The organism is Pseudomonas sp. GM33 (assembly GCF_000282295.1).
Taxonomy (GTDB): Bacteria; Pseudomonadota; Gammaproteobacteria; order Pseudomonadales; family Pseudomonadaceae; genus Aquipseudomonas; species Aquipseudomonas laurylsulfatiphila.
Genome location: NZ_AKJO01000124.1, coordinates 1 through 16,910 on the forward strand (window position 1 = coordinate 1; position 16,910 = coordinate 16,910).

At 61.4% G+C, this 16,910-nt stretch carries 12 protein-coding genes and 1 pseudogene; 1 reads left to right on the plus strand and 12 read right to left on the minus strand.

Features of this window, described 5'->3' with window-relative positions:
* The 12 genes and pseudogenes from PMI26_RS07235 to PMI26_RS07180 form a co-directional block, all read right to left on the minus strand.
* Positions 1–394, minus strand: a pseudogene (locus PMI26_RS07235) (glycosyltransferase family 39 protein); the annotation flags it as partial.
* Between the two features lie 116 nt (positions 395–510).
* A complete protein-coding gene (locus PMI26_RS07230) occupies positions 511–2,058 on the minus strand; it encodes an efflux transporter outer membrane subunit (RefSeq protein WP_007977612.1) in 1,548 nt (515 codons plus the stop codon).
* Entirely contained in the window at positions 2,055–3,119 is a 1,065-nt protein-coding gene (locus PMI26_RS07225) for an HlyD family secretion protein (protein WP_007977614.1), read from the minus strand. Before PMI26_RS07225 ends, PMI26_RS07230 begins: the two co-directional genes overlap by 4 nt.
* 26 nt (positions 3,120–3,145) lie before the next feature.
* Positions 3,146–4,678 (minus strand): MFS transporter, encoded by a 1,533-nt coding sequence (locus PMI26_RS07220; RefSeq protein WP_007977616.1) that lies wholly within the window; start codon positions 4,676–4,678, stop codon positions 3,146–3,148.
* A 209-nt stretch (positions 4,679–4,887) separates the two neighbouring features.
* Positions 4,888–5,817: a LysR family transcriptional regulator gene (locus PMI26_RS07215; protein ID WP_007977618.1), complete on the minus strand. Its 930-nt coding sequence runs from the start codon at positions 5,815–5,817 to the stop codon at positions 4,888–4,890.
* A gap of 108 nt (positions 5,818–5,925) precedes the next feature.
* The gene (locus tag PMI26_RS07210; RefSeq protein WP_007977620.1) at positions 5,926–6,792 is read right to left on the minus strand and encodes an ABC transporter permease; all 867 of its coding nucleotides are present in this window, start codon (positions 6,790–6,792) and stop codon (positions 5,926–5,928) included.
* A gap of 21 nt (positions 6,793–6,813) precedes the next feature.
* Entirely contained in the window at positions 6,814–7,674 is an 861-nt protein-coding gene (locus tag PMI26_RS07205; protein ID WP_007977622.1) for an ABC transporter ATP-binding protein, read from the minus strand.
* A 5-nt stretch (positions 7,675–7,679) separates the two neighbouring features.
* Positions 7,680–8,705 (minus strand): ABC transporter substrate-binding protein, encoded by a 1,026-nt coding sequence (locus PMI26_RS07200; protein WP_007977624.1) that lies wholly within the window; start codon positions 8,703–8,705, stop codon positions 7,680–7,682.
* A gap of 18 nt (positions 8,706–8,723) precedes the next feature.
* Entirely contained in the window at positions 8,724–9,611 is an 888-nt protein-coding gene (locus PMI26_RS07195) for a TauD/TfdA dioxygenase family protein (RefSeq protein ID WP_007977626.1), read from the minus strand.
* Positions 9,612–9,982: 371 nt separating this feature from the next.
* On the minus strand, positions 9,983–11,347 hold the full coding sequence (locus PMI26_RS07190) for an HlyD family type I secretion periplasmic adaptor subunit (RefSeq protein ID WP_007977629.1): 1,365 nt from the start codon (positions 11,345–11,347) through the stop codon (positions 9,983–9,985).
* Positions 11,337–13,493 carry a type I secretion system permease/ATPase gene (locus PMI26_RS07185; protein WP_007977631.1) on the minus strand — a complete coding sequence of 719 codons (2,157 nt, stop codon included), beginning with the start codon at positions 13,491–13,493 and terminating at the stop codon, positions 11,337–11,339. The genes PMI26_RS07190 and PMI26_RS07185 overlap by 11 nt, the downstream gene beginning before the upstream one ends.
* Positions 13,494–13,535: 42 nt before the next feature.
* Positions 13,536–14,885, minus strand: coding sequence for a TolC family outer membrane protein (locus PMI26_RS07180; protein ID WP_007977632.1), 1,350 nt, complete (start codon positions 14,883–14,885; stop codon positions 13,536–13,538).
* A 358-nt stretch (positions 14,886–15,243) separates the two neighbouring features.
* Between PMI26_RS07180 and PMI26_RS07175 the strand changes: the two genes are divergently transcribed.
* The coding region (locus tag PMI26_RS07175; protein WP_007977634.1) for a retention module-containing protein at positions 15,244–16,910 on the plus strand (1,667 nt) is incomplete at its 3' end.

The following is a 16,910-nucleotide window of genomic DNA, read 5'->3' on the forward strand; positions in this document are numbered from 1 at the left end:
GGCGGGTGGCGAGCCGATCGACCAGCCACACGCCGAGCCCGACCGAGGCAATCCCCGGCAGAGCACTGAGGCAGCGGATCGACAATATGCCGTCGCCAAACATCGCGATCCAGCCGTGCAGCAGTATGAAATACAGCGGCGGGTGCACGTCGTAGGCGGCGTGCACCCAAATGTCAGGCAATGAGTAACGGGCCAGCAGCAGGCTGGAACCCTCGTCGCCCCAAATCGCGGCGGCGGTCAGATCGTAAAAGCGCACCAGCGCAGCCAATACCAGAATCGGCACCAGCCAATGCTCCCGCGCCCAACGGATCAACGGATGCGCACCCCTGGCAAAACCAGGATTGGCGTGCGGTCCCTGAGTGTCGCCCACCGGCGTTTCTCTGCGCGCCTCCATTGCCTCCCCTTGCGACGTCGAGTGAAGAGCCAGATTGTTTGCACATCAATTTAGCCCTTCAAGCCGAGCAACGTCGATGCCGAGTCGGTAATGGAGCGATAGCCGGCGGCGCACCATCAGCGCTGCGCCGTCTCCGCCACGGGATACACCGACTCCCACCCCCCACCCAACGCCTTGTACAACCCGACGGCCGCCAGCGACACGCCGGTCGAACTCTCGACCCACTGCTCCTGCGTGGCCAGCAACGCCCCTTGCACGGTGAGTACGGTGACGAAATCCACCACGCCCTCCACGTACTGCTGTTGCGCGGTGTCCAGCGCAATGCGGTTCTGCCGCACGGCTTCGGCCAGGCTGTCGCGGCGTAATTGGCTGGCGTTGTAGGCGGTCAGTTGGTCATCGATTTCATGCCAGGCGCGCAACACGGTTTGCTGATAGGCAATGGCCGCTTCCTGTTGTTGCGCTTCACGCAGTTCGAGCACGCCCCGCAAACGGCCACCGTCGAACAACGGCAAACTCAATTGCGGGCCGATCCCGAACGAACGCGAACCCCAGGAGCCAAAATCGCTCAGCTGCATGGCCTGGGAGCCGATGTTCCCCGACAGGATGATTCGCGGATAGAAATCCCCCGTGGCCACGCCAATGCTGGCCGTGGCGGCATGCAGTCGCGCTTCGGCCTGGCGAATGTCCGGTCGACGCTCAGCCAGTTGCGAGGGCAAGCCAATGGCGACCTGCCGCGGCGTTTGTGGCACCGGGGCGTCTGTGGATAACTCCGCCGCCAATGCCTGGGGCGCTTCGCCCATCAACAGGCTCAAGGCATTGATCAGTTGCCACTGGCGCTGCTCCAGCGCGGGCAGACGCGATTCGATGGCCGCCACCTGCGCGGCGGCTTCGGCGACATCCAGATCCGTCGCGACACCGTCGGCCAGGCGCAGTTGCGAGAGCTTCAGGCTATGGCGGGCGACGTCGAGGTTCTGTTCGGTGACGAGCCGGGTGTTCTGCACACCGCGCAATTGAATGTAGTCCTGGGCGGTTTCGGCCAGCACCGACAGCAGCACACCACGCCGGTCGTTCTCGGCAACCTCCAAGGTGGCGTCGGCCGCTTCGGTTTCCCGACGCACGCGGCCCCAGAAGTCCAGCTCCCAGGAAGCGGAGAAGCTGGCATTCCACAGGTTGAAAGCCGATTGGCCATTGTGTCCTGACGGGTCGTTCAAGCCTTCAGCGCTGTTGCGATTGCGCCCGTAACTGCCACTGGCGGCCGTGTTGGGGTAGCGGTTGGCAGTGATGACCTGACGCACCGCACGACTTTGCTGCAAACGGCTGCCGGCCAGCTTCAGGTCGAGGTTGTCGGTCAGGGCGCGCTGGCTCAAGGCCGAGAGTTTCGGGTCATGGAACACTTCCCACCAGCGCTCGGCCATTGTTTCGGCGATGGCCTGGCTGGTGGCTGCCTTTGATGGTTTTGCCCATTCGGTGATTTGCTGTGCATCAGGCTTCTGGAAGTCCGGACCGACGGTGCAGGCTGACAGGCTCAGCACAAGCAAGGCAGAAAAAGTCAGGCGAGGCTGATGACCTCTTCGCGAGCAAGCCCGCTCCCACAGGGGAATGCAGTCAACTGTGGGCGCGGGCTTGCTCGCGAAGGCGTCAGCGCGATCAACGAAAATCTTCATCGCTGAACAACCTCTTTCGCCTTGGCGGTGGCCGTATCAATACTCGCCTCCACCGACATCCCCACCCGCAAGCGCTCGGCCAGCGGTTGTCCCGGCTCCAGCACGATCTTCACCGGTATCCGCTGCACCACTTTGGTGAAGTTGCCAGTGGCGTTGTCCGGTTTGATCGCGGCAAACGTCACCCCGGTGGCCGGTGCGATGCTTTCGACACGACCGTTGAGTGCCGCACCGCCCAGGCTGTCGACGCGCACTTGCACCGCCTGCCCCGGCTGCACATCCGTCAGTTGCGTTTCCTGGAAATTGGCCACCACATAAGCCTGCGCCAGCGGCACCACGGCAAGGATCTTGCTGCCCGGCGTCACGTAGGCGCCGACCCGCACCGCGCGCTCTCCGACCATACCGTCCTGTGGTGCCACGATCCGTGTATAGGACAACTCGTAGCTGGCCATTTCCAGCTTCGCTTGCGCCCGTTTCAGCCCGCCTTCGGCTGCATCGCGCTGGGCCGTCAGGATCTCCACCTGCTTGCGCTCCGCCGCCAGCACTGCCGTGGCGTTAGCCAGACGTGCGCCAGCCTGGTCGATGCGTGTTTGCGCCTGTTGCGCATTTTGCACCGTGCCGGCGCCCACCCCGGCGAGGTGCTTGTAGCGGTTCAATTCATGCTCGGCAAAGGCCATTTCCGCCTTGGCCGAAACCACCGAAGATTGCGCCTGGGCAATCACCGATGCCTGGCGCTCCAGGGTCGCCCGGGCGTTTTGCAGTTGCGCCCTGGCCACCAGCGTTTCGGCGTCGGCGGCCTGGGCGGCGGCGCGCAAATCCCGGTCATCGATCAGCGCCAGCAATTGCCCCGCCTTGACCTGCTGGTTGTCCTCCACCAGCACCTGCTTGATAAACCCGGCGACCCGCGGCACGACCAGGGTGAAATCCGCCGAGACGTAAGCATCGTTGGTGTTCTGCTGGGTACGCTTGCCGAACAGGCCGGGCATTGCCAGGTACAGCGCCCCACCGACGGCCAATGCGACGGCCACGGCCACCGCGACTTTCTGCTTTGCTTGGGTGTTCATAAAAACCTTCTGTTTCAGTGGAGCATTCAGGTCGGTGTGCGCGGCGGATAGATCCGCGTCGGCAGCCAGAAAATCAGCAGGATCAAGGTCACGGCGACACCGGCCATGCACAGGTAAAGATCAGAGGACGTGAGCACCAGCGCTTGTTCATGCAGACGATGAGCGAGACTTGCGCTGTCGCGTTCGGCCAGCGGCGAGTTGCCGAGGCGATCGACCAGCATGGTCGAGTGAAAATGCAGACGGGCCGTGGTCAGCGCTTCGATCACCCCGGTAGCGATGACCGCCGACAGGCCTTTGACCGTGTTGAACCAGGCCGATGCGAACGGCCCTTCCATCGGGTTGATGCTGCCGGTGGACAACATCAGCAGCGGCAACACCGCCATGGGCTGACCGAGAATCTGCAGCCATTGCAGCACATAGAAATCGTCGCGAATCCACGCGGACGTCAGTTGCGAGCCGCCGACGCACGACAACGCCAGCATGCCCAGGCCGATGCCCAACACCCAGCGGCAATCAACCCAGCGAAAGTTGCACAGCGCCGCCACCAAAGGCAGCGCAAGCAATTGCGGCAGCGCCGCCAGCAGCATGATCGGTGCGGTCTGCACCGGGCGATAACCCTGGACCTGCGCCAGGTAGCTGGACGGAATGATGATCACCGCCTGCAACACCACCAGCACGCCCGCCAGGGTCAGCAGCGCGAAAGACAGGTTGCGGATGCCGAGCATTTGCATCTTGAAAAACGGTATCGGCTGCGACCACTCGCTGGCCAAAAACAGCACCAGCAGCAACAGCCCGCCACCGAGCAATCCGCAGATCAGGTTCGACTCGAACCAGTCCAGACGGTTGCCCTGCAGGATGCCGATCACCAGCATGCAGATGGCGGGAAAGCCCAGCAGCACACCGCGCCAGTTGAAGGATTTGAAGCGCTCCAGGCGCAGCGGGTCCTGGGGAAAGCCATACGCTACCGCTGCCATGGCAATCAGGCACGGCGCGATGATTTGCCAGAAGGTCCATTGCCAACCGACGTATTCGGTCCACAGCCCGGCCAATGGCGTGCCCAGGCCCGGGCCGAACGTCGCCGTCAGGGCATAGCCTGCCAGGCCATACAACTTCACGTTGGCGGGCAGAAACCGCAGGGCCACGGTCATCAACATGGGGGGCAGTGCGCCGCCCGCCAGGCCTTGCAAGGTGCGCAGCAACAGCAGGCTTTCGTAATTCGGGGCGAAGGGGCACAACACACCCAACAGGGTGAACAGGCTGATGGCGCACAGGGTGAAACGCCGCAACGAGAACGTCACCGCACACCAGGGCGCAAACGCCATGGCCGCCACCGACGTCGCGGTGTAACAGGCGACCAGCCAGGTGCCTTCGTCGTAGCCGATGGCCAATGCACCGCGGATGTCGGCGAGCGCGACCTTGGTCACCATCTCGTTCAGGCCCGATACCAGCACCGCCAGCAGCACGCCCACCAGGCCGATGATGATCCGTGGGCCGAAGACCGGCGGTGCGGCTGCCGCGCTGGCTGCAGCGACAGGTGCCGTGACCGTAAGGGAAGTCATGTACTGCGAGCTCCGGCGTGGAAAGACCGAAGCATTCTAAAAAGCGTGATGCCTGACGAAAATCAACTTATTGGCAGGTTATAAGTGCACCAGACGCAACGATACAAAACCCCTTGTGGGAGCGGGCTTGCTCGCGAAGACGGTTCATCATTCAACATTGATACTGGCTGACCCAACGCCTTCGCGAGCAAGCCCGCTCCCACAGGGGGTCAGCGGTGACTTTCAGGTTGAGCAGCCAGCCACGTTTCATCGCAGCAGGTTTTCAGGGTTTCACGCAGCCAGCGGTGCGCCGGGTCCTTGTCGAAGCGCGGGTGCCAGGCTTGGGTCAGCATCAGGGTCGGCAACGGAATCGGCAGGTTGAACGAGCGCAGTTTCAACCCCAGTCGCCGCACACTCAGCAAGGCTTCCTTGGGCACCGGCAGGATCAGGTCGGAATCGGGCAAGGCAAACATCGCCGCATGAAAACTTGGCGCGATCACCGCCACCCGCCGCTCCAGGCCCAGGGCATTGAGCGCGGTATCGATCGGCCCCCGGGCAATGCCACGCCGGGACATGCTGATATGGGAATAACCGGCATAGCGCTCAGCCGTGATCTCTTCGTCCAGCAGCGGATGATCCTCGCGCACCAGGCCGACGAAGTGGGTGGAAAACAGGTTCTGAACCTTCACTTCCGGGGTCAACGGCCGTGTGTTGCTGACGCTCAGATCGATCCGCCCTTCGCGCAAGGCCTCATCATCGCCATCGCCTTCCGGGACGAAACGCAATTCGCAGTGCGGCGCCTGCCGGTCGAGGGTGTCGAACAACCTGCCGCCGTAAACACCGACAAAGAAATCGTTGGCCCGAATACTGAACCGCCGCCGCAGCGAACTCAGCTCCACCGCATCGGCCGACCGAAACAGCAACCCGGCCTGCTCGACAACGCTGCGCACTTGCTCGCGCAATTCCAGCGCCTTGGGTGTCGGCACCAGGCCACGGCCGGCGCGCACCAGGATCGGGTCGCCAATGGCTTCGCGGATGCGCGTCAACGTCCGGCTCATGGCCGCCGGGCTCAGGTTCATCCGCCGCGCCGCCCCCACCACACTGCCCTCGTCGAGCAAGGCGTCGAGGGCAACCAGCAGGTTCATGTCCGGGAGTTGCATGCAGGGCACTCATGGCCGATCAGGATTGATCCAGGTGCAATGCTAGCAGATCAAAAGATCGCAGCCTTCGGCAGCGCCTACAGAGGCATGCGATCTTTTGATTTGCGATCAGCGCTGCATCCCCCAGCGCTTCACCGTCACCCGCTCCAACGAATCAAACACCAGGTTCTCCACCAGCAAACCAATCAGAATCACCACCGCCAGGCCGGCAAACACCTTGTCGGTGTACAGCTCATTGCGATTCTGAAAGATGTACCACCCCAACCCACCTTTGCCGCTGGTCGCGCCAAACACCAACTCCGCAGCAATCAATGTCCGCCAGGCAAAAGCCCAGCCGATTTTCAACCCGGCGAGGATCGACGGCAGCGCCGCCGGGATCAGGATGAACAGCACAAAACGCATGCCCTTGAGGCCATAGTTGCGCCCGGCCATGCGCAGTGTTTCCGAGACGCCGAGAAACCCGGCGTAGGTGTTCAGCGCCAAGGCCCAAAGCACCGAATGCACCAGTACGAAAATCAGGCTGTTCTGCCCCAGGCCGAACCACAACAGTGCCAGCGGCAATAGCGCGATGGCGGGCAACGGGTTGAACATCGAAGTCAGGGTACTGAGCAAGTCGCGGCCGAATTGCGTCGACACCGCCAGCGTCGTCAGGCCAAACGCCAGGACGATGCCGATCAGGTAACCCTTGAGCAACACCACCAGAGAGATCCACACCTTGCCCAGCAGCTCGCCACTGAGCAGGCCGTCGTACAGCGCGTGAGCGGTCTGCAAGAAGCTCGGCAGCAGCAAGTCGTTGTTCTGATAGCGCGCAACGGCTTCCCAGAGCACGGCGAGCAACACCAGGATCAGGCTTTTACGCAACCAGCCCTGTTGCCACAGGCGCTGGCCAAGGGGCAGTTCACGCTCCAGCGGCACGCTGGTCAGTGGCTGCAAAACCGTTTCGAACGCTTCACGCGGGGATGATAAATGGCTCATCGGGCCCTCCTCTCAACTGGCTCAATACGCGATGCGGATGTCAGCGAAATCCAGCTCATGCTCGGCTTGCGGCGATTGACCTTCATCGAACAACAGCCGGTGAATGCGGCGCGCCGATTCCTGAAACGCCACACCGCCGAGGCTTTGCAAATCGTATTGGTGGCTGTGCACTTCCGCCCGCACTCGCCCCGGGTGCGGTGACAGCAACAGAATGCGGTTACCCACCACCAGCGCCTCTTCGATGGAGTGCGTGACGAACAGCAGCGTGAAGCGCACTTCCTCCCAGAGCAGCAACAGTTCCTCCTGCATCTTGCGTCGGGTCAACGCATCGAGGGCAGCGAAGGGTTCGTCCATCAGGAGGATTTTCGGCTGCATCGCCAGCGCCCGGGCGATGGCAACCCGAGCCTTCATGCCACCGGACAAGGTGTGCGGATAGGCATCGGCAAACGCCGCCAGACCGACCTTGTCCAGGTAGTGCAACGCCCGCGCTTCAGCCTCTTTGCGCTTGAGGGTTTTCGAGGCCAGCAGTGGAAACATCACGTTCTGTTTGACGGTTTTCCACGGTGGCAGTTGATCGAACTCCTGGAACACCACGATCCGGTCCGGCCCCGGCGCATCGACGCGCTGGCCTTGCAGACGGATCTCGCCTTCCACGGGCTGGATGAAGCCGGCAGCGGCCTTGAGCAAGGTCGACTTGCCGCAACCGGAAGGCCCGAGCAGGACAAAACGGTCCGCCGGATCGATCTCGAAGCTGACTTGATGGGTCGCCCGCACCACCCGCTGCGGCGTGCGGTACTCGAGGCTGACGTTATCGACCGACAGCAGCGCCTGGGCTGCCGCGATCGGATTGCTGACCGTGTGGCCTTGCAAAGGGGCGTTCATTTCGGTCAGCTCCCTTGCAGCGGCTTGGCGTCCTGGAAGAAATAATCCTTCCACGAGTCCGGTTTGTTTTTGATCGCGCCGACGCGGTAGAGGAACTCGGCCAACGGGTAAGTGTTTTTCGGCGTGACGCTGAACTCGAACTGCGGGTTGTCGATGATTTTCAGCAACGCGCCGCGGTCGATTTTGGCCTTGGTCACGCGGATGTAAGTGTCCGCCGCTGCACCTTTATCGTTCTGCGCAAACTGTGCGGCTTCGGTCAGCGCTTCGATGAAGGCTTTGTAGGTTTTCGGGTTCTCGTTGCGGAATTTCTCGGTGGCGAACAGAACGGTCGGCGAGTTCGGGCCGAGCAGGTCATAGGTGTTCAGCACCACGTGTACATTGGGATTTTCCAGCGCCTGATCCTGGAATGGCGGGTTGGAAAAGTGCCCGGTCAACTCGGTGCCACCGGCTACCAGCGCCGCTGTCGCGTCGGGGTGCGGAACAGCGATGGTGTACTTGTCGAGGCGATTGAACTCCTTGTCGCCCCACTGCCTGGCGGCCGCGTATTGCAGGAAGCGTGACTGTACGGACACCCCCACCGCCGGCACCGCGATGCGGTCCTTCTCGGTGAAATCGGCAATGGTCTTGACCTTGGGGTTGTTGCTCACCAGGTAGTACGGGAAGTTGCCGAGAGAAGCCACGGCCTTGACGTTCTGCTTGCCGTGGGTGCGATCCCAGATAGTCAGCAGCGGGCCAACACCGGCACCGGCAATGTCGATCGAGCCGGACAGCAGCGCATCGTTGACCGCCGCGCCGCCCGAGAGCTGGGTCCAGTCGACCTTGATGTCGATACCTTCCTGCTTGCCGTACTTCTCGATCAGGTTCTGATCGCGCACCACGTTGAGCAGCAGGTAGACGATGCCGAACTGTTCGGCGATGCGGATTTCACCTTCGGCATGGGCCACGGTCGGCGCGACCAGGCTGCCGGCGATCAGGCTGAAACCCAGGCCGATGGCGGCGGCCAGGGGTGCAAAGGGCAGACGTTTGGACATGATCAATTCTCCGGCAATTCAGAAAGGCGCGTCGCCCTGGATGGTGGTGCGATACAGCTTGCGGCGCAGATGGCTGGGGCAGCCGGCAGCAAGGTGGATCAGCGAACGGTTGTCCCAGAACACCAGGTCATGGGGCTGCCATTGATGGCGGTAGATGTTTTGCGGCAACACGCTGTGGGCGTAGAGCTCGGCCAACAGTTGCTGGCTCTCGTCCTCCGGCAGGCCAACGATGCGGGTAGTGAACCCCTCGCTGACGAACAACGCCTTGCGGCCGTTTTCCGGGTGGGTACGCACGACCGGGTGGACGACTTCGGCGACCTGGGCCAGCTGCTCCGGGGTCAGGGTCGGGCGCCAGTTGCCTTCGAATTTGGTTTCGCTGTAACGCGCCGTGTAGGAGTGTGCGGCCGAGCGGCCTTCCACCGCTTTGCGCAGCGCCTCGGGCAGGTTGTCCCAGGCCTTGTGCATGTCGGCGAACAAGGTGTCGCCGCCCTCCGCTGGCAGCTCCTGGGCGTGCAGCATCGAGCCCAGGCTCGGCAGTTGTTTGTAGGAGAGATCGGAATGCCAGAACTTGCCGGCATCACCCAGGCCGATGTTCTGGCCGTTTTCGACGATGTTGGAAACGATGAGGATTTCCGGATGCCCTGCCAGCAGGAACTGCTTGAGCACGTGAATCTGCAACACGCCAAAACGACGGCTGAAGTCGATGTGCTGTTGCGGGGTGATGCGCTGGTCGCGGAACACCACCACATGATGGTCCAGGTGCGCGCGGTGAATACGTGCGAAGTCCTGATCATTGATCGGGCGGGACAAATCGAGGCCGAGGATTTCGGCGCCCACCGATCCGCTGAACGGGCGGATTTCAAAGAATTGTGGCGCGATGCTTGGCGAAGCTGAGGCTGCAGACATAAATCACTCCCACGCACGGCACGCTCAATGGCGCGCGCGTCGATCAGAAACTCACGGAGGTTCCGTGTTGGTTCGTGTCGTGCGGCGCGCCGATTGGTCGGCAGGTACGCAGGAGATTGACTTTATAGATATAAGAATTGAAATTTAAATACCGTTAATGAATAACGATATGGCGATTGAAAAGGGACTGCGTGGATTGCGGAGTGACGTTATTTGTCACTTTCTGACAGGGTTGTGGTGTTTCCACTGACGCCTCCGCGAGCAGGCTCGCTCCCACAGGGGTTCTCCGCTGGGCACAAATTTGTGATCCAGCAAAAAATCCATGTGGGAGCGAGCCTGCTCGCGATGGGGCCATCAGCCTCAATGACGAATTACCGCTCGTGCAGCGCCTCGGCCCGCGCGCGGATGATCGGCTTGAGCAAGTAGCTGAGGATAGTCTTCTTGCCGGTGATGATGTCCACGGAAGCCACCATTCCCGGAATGATCAACAAGGGCTTTTCGTCGGTGCCCAAGTGGCTGCGTTCTGTGCGCAGCTTGATGATGTAGTAGGTGGTTTTCTTGTCATCGTCGGTAATGGTGTCGGCACCGATCTGTTCCAGCTTGGCCTTCAGCCCACCGTAGATGGTGTAGTCATAGGCAGTGAATTTCACCGTCGCTTCCTGCCCCGGGTGCAGGAACGCGATGTCCTGCGGGCGGATCTTCGCCTCGACCAGCAAGGTGTCGTCCAGCGGCACGATTTCCACCAGGTCGCTGCCTGGCTGGATAACCCCGCCGATGGTATTGACCAGCAACTTGTTGACGATACCCCGCACCGGCGAGGTGACCAGTGTCCGGCTGACCCGGTCTTCCAGGGCCTTGCCAGTGGCCTGGGCCTTGTTCAGATCGGTGCGTGCTTCATTGAGCTGGGTCAGGGCTTCGCTACGGAACTTGCCGCGAGTTTCGTCAATTTTGCGCTGCACTTCCTTGATCGCCGACTCGGCTCGCGGAATAGCCAGGGTGGTGGCATCGAGCTGGCCACGGGTCTCCGCTTCGGCACGCCTGAGGCGCAGAACCTCCACCGGCGATACCGCGCCCTGGGCCACCAATGGCTCGGACATGCTGATTTCCTGACGCTGGAAGCCCAATTGCTGGCGGTACTGCGCCTGCTTGGAGGTGAATTCGCGCAGCTCTTGCTGGCGCTGGATCAACTGCTCCTGCAAGCCGCCAATCTCGTCGAGCAACTGCTGGCGGCGACTCATATAGAGCGACTCTTCGTTCTTGGCCTGACCCGGCACGGCCTTGAGTACATCCTCGGGGAAGTTCAGTGGACGATCTTCGAGCTCGGCGCTCAGGCGCTCGACCCGCAACACCATCGACAACCGATCAGCTTCGGTTTCACCGACGTTAGAGGCAAATCGCGTGTCGTCCAGGCGAAGCAGCGGGGCACCGGCGTCGACGATCTGGCCTTCCTTGACGAACAGCTCGGAAACGATACCGCCCTCAAGGTTCTGGATTTTCTGGATCTTCGAAGACGGAATCGCCTTGCCATCGCCCTTGGTCACTTCGTCGATGACCGCGAAGTTGGCCCAGAGCATCAGGAAGACGAAGAACGCGATGATCGCCCAGATCGTCAGCCGCACCACACGCGGCGCATCTTCGATCAACGCCTTGTTGACCTCCGGCAGCGGCTGGCCCTGGAGCGAAGAAGAGCCCTTGAAGTAGCGAAGGATCGAACCCTTACCCGACTTAAGCAACACTGATCTGCCCCTTCTTCAACGCTTCCATCACCGCGGCTTTCGGGCCGTCGGCGAGTATCTGCCCGCGGTCGATCACGATCAGCCGATCCACCAGCGACAACAGCGATGCCCGGTGTGTCACCAGCACCACGGTCTTGTTTTCGATCACGGCTGCCAGGCGCTGCTTGAGGCGCTCTTCACCGGTGTTATCCATGGCACTGGTCGGTTCGTCGAGCAGCAGGATCGGCGGATTGAGCAGTAATGCACGGGCCAGGGCCACGTTTTGCCGCTGGCCGCCGGAGAGGTTCTGCCCGCGCTCGCCCACTTGCAGCTCATAACCCTGCGGATGCAGGCGCGCATACTCGTGGACACCGGCCAGCTCCGCCGCTTGCAGCACCAGTTCATCCTCGACATACCGCGCACCGGAAACCAGGTTGTCGCGCAAGGTACCGGCGAGCAGCTGAATGTCCTGGGGCACATAGCCGATGTTGTAGCGCAGCTCGCTGACGTCGATCTGGCGGATATCCACGCCATCGACCAACAACGAGCCATCATCGGGCTGATAGAGCCCTACCAGCAGTTTGGCCAGCGAGCTCTTGCCCGAGCCGCTTCGGCCAATGATGCCGATCTTCTCACCGGGCTGAATCGACAGATTGATGTTCTTCAGCGCCAGGTTCTGCTGTTGGGGGTACGTGAAATTGAGCTGGCGGCATTCAATGGCGCCCTGCAGCACCTTGCGGCTGAGCGGGCGCTCTTCGAAATTGCGCTCCTGGGGCAGCTCCATCATTTGATCGACCGACGTCATGGTCACCCGTGCCTGCTGATAGCGCGTCAGCAACCCGGAGAGCGACGCCAGCGGGCTGAGCGCACGGCCACTGAGCATATAGCAGGCAATCAGGCCACCCATGCTCAGGTGACCGTCGATGATCTGGTACACACCGAAGACAATCATGATCACCCCGGCCAGTTGCTGGATCAGCAAGGTGATGTTCATCGCCAGGCCGGACAGCATCTTCACCCGCAACTCAAGGCGACTGAGGGTGCCGATGGTCTGTTCCCACTGATACTGGCGTTCGCTTTCGGCGTTGTTGACCTTTACCGCATCCAGCCCGGCCAGGGTTTCGATCAGGCTCGACTGACGCTCGGCTCCCAGCGCCATGGTCCGCTCCATGGTCGCTACCAGGGGTTTCTGCAACGCATAACCGATGGCCAGGGCGATCGGGAAGGCCAGCACCGGTATCCACACCAGATGGCCGCCGAGGATCGCGATAACCATGAAAATCAGGAGGGTGAACGGCAGGTCGATCAGGCTGGTGAGGGTCAGCGAGGCGAGGAAATCGCGCAGACTCTGAAATTCATGGATGTTCTGGGCAAAACTGCCGACCCGTGCCGGCCGGTACTTCATGGTCATGCCAACGATGCGCTCGAACAGCGTGGCCGAGATAATCAGGTCGGTTTTCTTGCCGGCCAGATCCAGGCACAGGCTGCGCAGGCTTTTCAGGATCAGGTCGAAGAGGTAGGCACCAGAGATGCCGACGGCCAGCACCCATAGCGTCGCTTCGGCCTGGTTCGGCACGACACGATCGTAGACGTTCATCACGAACAACGGCGCGGCCATGGCAATGATGTTGATCAGGAAACTGGCGGCAATGGCGTCGGCGTACAGCCAGCGCGAACGCTTGAGAGTGTCGCGAAACCACGAGCGCGCACGCGGAATCAACGTGCCGTGATTGACGTCGAACTTGTGCTGCGGCTGGGCAAAAAAGACCTTGCCGGTGTAATCGTCGGCCAGCAGCTCGCGGCTGACCAGGGACTCACCGCCATCGCTTTCGCTAAGCAGCACCCGCACCTGATCTTCGCCTTGCCAGCCAAGCAGGACGGCGCTGCGACCGTCCTTGAGCAGCAACAATGCCGGCATGGCAATCGCCGGAATGTCCTCCAGCTTGCGCTGCAGCACCCGACCTTGCAGCCCCGCGCGAGCCGCCGCACGTGGCAGCAGCTCGACACTCAAACGCTGCTCGGGCAGGGGCAGGCCGGTGGTGAGCATGGCCGCGCTGGCCGGTTTCTGGTGCAGCATGCAAAGAGCGAGCAGACCATCCAGCAACGGATCGTCATGCAACGCGCGCGGATCGTGAATGAGTTGAACCCGACTGACTTCTGATTCCACGCTCGGCACTCTTGGCTAACAATTGAACAAAGAAGGTCCTGCTCAATTCATACCGGGCAATTGGACCGTCGGCTTCACGTCGTTCTGCACAACGGATGCCAACGGTGCGACCACTCCCTGGCTCTTGAGCAACTCGCCCATGGTCGCCTTGATTCGGTACTGAGTAAATAACTGAATGTTCTTGATCTCCGCCAGACGGCGAGAAGAGGAGAACAACTCGTTCTCGCTGTCGAGCAAATCGAGCAGCGTGCGCTCGCCAAGGCTGAACTGACGCTGGTAAGCGGTACGCACGGCGGTGCTGTGATCAACGTACTGCTGGGCGATCGGCACCTGGGCATTGGCGTTGTTCAGGGCGTTCCAGGCCAGGCCAAGTTCTTCATTCAATTGGCGCAGGGCGTTGTTGCGGATGTCCAGCGCCTGGTTCGACAGGTAGGCCTTGGATTCCAGGTCGGCCTTGTTGCTGCCGCCGGCATACAGGTTGAAGCGCATGCGCAGCATGGCCTGCCATTCGTTGTTATGGCCGTTCTGACCATCGATATCGTTGTCTGCGGTGCGACCCAGTTCAGCATCGAAGCGCGGGTAGAAGGTCGACTTGGCCGTGTCGTACTGCTTTTCGGCGGCGGCGATGTCGGATTCGGCCGAGCGCAGGATCGGGCTGTTTTCCAGCATCTGCGCGCGGGCTTCATTCAGGTTGGCCGGCATCAGCGCCAGGAAACTCGCCGGGCGCTCCAGTTGATCGGGCATCTGGCCGACAGCGGACAGGTAGTTGGTTTCGGCATCAGCCAGGTTGGTCTGCTCGGTGATCAGGTTGTTGCGCGCCTGGGCCATCCGCGCCTCTGCCTGATCGAGGTCGGCGCCACTGCCGACGCCACGCTGGGTGCGCAGCTGGATCTGGTCGTAAATGCGTTGGTGGCTCTTGAGGTTGTCCTCGGCCAGGCGCACGAATTCGCGACGGGTCAGCACGTCGAGATAGACCTGGGCCACGGTCAGCCCGGTACGCTCGGAAGTACTCAGCAGCGAATAGGCGCGGGAGTTGACGGTGGCTTGTTGACGCCCTACTTCGCTGGTCGTCGCAAAACCGTCAAAAACCATTTGGGTCAGTCGCAAGCTTGATTCACTGCGATTCAGGGTTTCGAAGTGATTGTTGCTACCGTCTCGCGTCGTCACGCTATCGGTGCCTTCACGACCATAACCGCCCAGTAGGTCGACCCGTGGCAAGTACCCGCCTTTCGCAGCCTTCAACTGATAATCAGCCGCCAACCGGCTGTTGACGCCTGCCTGGACCTCCGGATGGACATTCAGCGCTTGTTGCATGGCTTCTGGTAAGGATTGCGCCTGGACGAAAGACGCGGCGAGGGCGAAAGGTAGAGCCATGAACAAAAGCGAACGCATTGTAGGAATTTCCCAGGACTTCTTGTCTTGAATCACGGCTGAAAAACGCGCCGTGTTGGAAGATGGCGAGCGGAATGACCGTATGTCGGAAAGCTCAAAAGCGGAACTGGATCACATACCGAAGACAGGGTCACAGCTCAAATATCAATGTGACATTACTGGGACGATTGTTTAGGATGGCTCCAAGAAGGTCAATAGTTTGGCATAAAGTTAATAGCGAAAAAATATAGCCAAAATATTGACGAATTAAAGCGTCAAACTTGTGCATCTATTTTGCAATGGAACGTCCAGACTGGTCGGCGTAAACGCCATCAGGTCCATGGAAGTCAACTGAACGTGACACCCCGGAGAGTCTTCAATGAGCAGTGTTGTTGCCATCGTCAAAAGCATTGTCGGTCAAGTTTTCGTGGTGTCCCCAGAGGGCATTCGCCGCGTTCTCGCTGAAGGCGACAAACTGTTCGCAGGGGACCAGATCGACACTGGCCTTTCCGGTGCCGTGTCCCTGGAACTGGCCGACGGCCGCACCCTGGACCTGGGTCGCGACACTCAGTGGAGTGCTGACGCGCCGGACTCCAGTGCTGACCTGGCAGCAGCCACCGCGCAAGCTGCTCCGTCCGTTGAAGAGCTGCAACAGGCCATTGCCGCCGGTCTCGACCCGACCAAAGACCTTGAAGCCACCGCCGCCGGCCCGACTGCCGCAGGTTCGGGTGGTGCCGCCGGGGGCGGTCACAGCTTCGTCATGCTCGACGCCACGGCTGGCCGCGTCGACCCGACCATCGGGTTCCCAACCGCCGGTCCTGATTCCACGGCTATTCCCACTACGTTCGATACTGGCAACCAGAACTTCACGACCATCACGACCATCAACGCTCCGAGTGTACTGACCGCGGATACGGGCACTCTGGCCGAAGACAGCGTCGCGACGGGCAACGTACTGAACAACGATAGCGATGCCGAGACGCCGCTCAGCGTCGCCAGCTTCACCATCGCCGGCATCACCGGCAGTTTCAGCGCAGGCCAGACAGCGACCATCGTCGGTGTCGGTACGTTGACCATCGGCGCCAATGGCAACTACACCTTTACTCCGGACGCCAACTACAACGGTGCTGTACCGCAAGTCACCTACACCACCAACACCGGCTCCAGCAGCACTCTGGACCTCACCGTGACAGCGGTCGATGATCCGAGCGTTTTGGCTGCCGACACCCAAACCATTGCTGAAGACACCGCTGCGATTGGCAATGTGCTGAGCAACGACAGCGACATCGATAACGCCCTGAGCGTGGTCACCTTCACCATCGACGGTGTTCCTGGCACCTTCACAGCGGGCCAGACCGCGACCATCGCCAACGTCGGCACCCTGGTGATCGGCGCCAACGGCGCTTACACCTTCACCCCGGACGCCAACTACAACGGCACAGTGCCGACCGTGAGCTACACCGTCACCGACGGCTCCACCTCGACGCTGAACATCAACGTGACGCCGGTCGACGACAGCTTTATCGATGCCAGCGAAAGTGTGACCACCGCTGAAGATGCCCCGGTGACCGGCAGTGTGTTGACGGGCACCTCGAGCGTCGACGGCCAAGTCAGCGTGGTGAACTTCACCATCGGTGAGTCCACCTACGTCGCCGGCCAGACCGCGACCATCGCCAACGTCGGCACCCTGGTCATCGGTACCAACGGCGCTTACACCTTTACGCCGGCCGCCAACTACAACGGCAGCGTGCCGACCGTCAGCTACACCGTCACCGACGGCTCGGGCAGCAATGTCACCTCGACCCTGACCATCGACGTCACCCCGGTCGATGACAGCTTCACCGACCTCAGCGAAAGTGTGACCACCACTGAAGATGCCCCGGTGACCGGCAGCGTCCTCACTGGCACAAGCAGCGTCGACGGCCAGGTCAGCGTGGTGAACTTCACCATCGATGGCGTTCCTGGCACTTTCACCGCCGGCCAGACCGCGACCATCGCCAACGTCGGCACCCTGGTCATCGGCGCCAACGGCGCCTACACCTTCAC

Bases quoted from the DNA above. Each gene is read 5' to 3' on its own strand.
- PMI26_RS07195 (WP_007977626.1), bottom strand. From the start codon at position 9,611: ATGTCTGCAGCCTCAGCTTCGCCAAGCATCGCGCCACAATTCTTTGAA.
- PMI26_RS07215 (WP_007977618.1), bottom strand. From the start codon at position 5,817: ATGCAACTCCCGGACATGAACCTGCTGGTTGCCCTCGACGCCTTGCTC.
- PMI26_RS07230 (WP_007977612.1), bottom strand. From the start codon at position 2,058: ATGAAGATTTTCGTTGATCGCGCTGACGCCTTCGCGAGCAAGCCCGCG.
- PMI26_RS07225 (WP_007977614.1), bottom strand. From the start codon at position 3,119: ATGAACACCCAAGCAAAGCAGAAAGTCGCGGTGGCCGTGGCCGTCGCA.
- PMI26_RS07200 (WP_007977624.1), bottom strand. From the start codon at position 8,705: ATGTCCAAACGTCTGCCCTTTGCACCCCTGGCCGCCGCCATCGGCCTG.
- PMI26_RS07205 (WP_007977622.1), bottom strand. From the start codon at position 7,674: ATGAACGCCCCTTTGCAAGGCCACACGGTCAGCAATCCGATCGCGGCA.
- PMI26_RS07210 (WP_007977620.1), bottom strand. From the start codon at position 6,792: ATGAGCCATTTATCATCCCCGCGTGAAGCGTTCGAAACGGTTTTGCAG.
- PMI26_RS07220 (WP_007977616.1), bottom strand. From the start codon at position 4,678: ATGACTTCCCTTACGGTCACGGCACCTGTCGCTGCAGCCAGCGCGGCA.
- PMI26_RS07180 (WP_007977632.1), bottom strand. From the start codon at position 14,885: ATGCGTTCGCTTTTGTTCATGGCTCTACCTTTCGCCCTCGCCGCGTCT.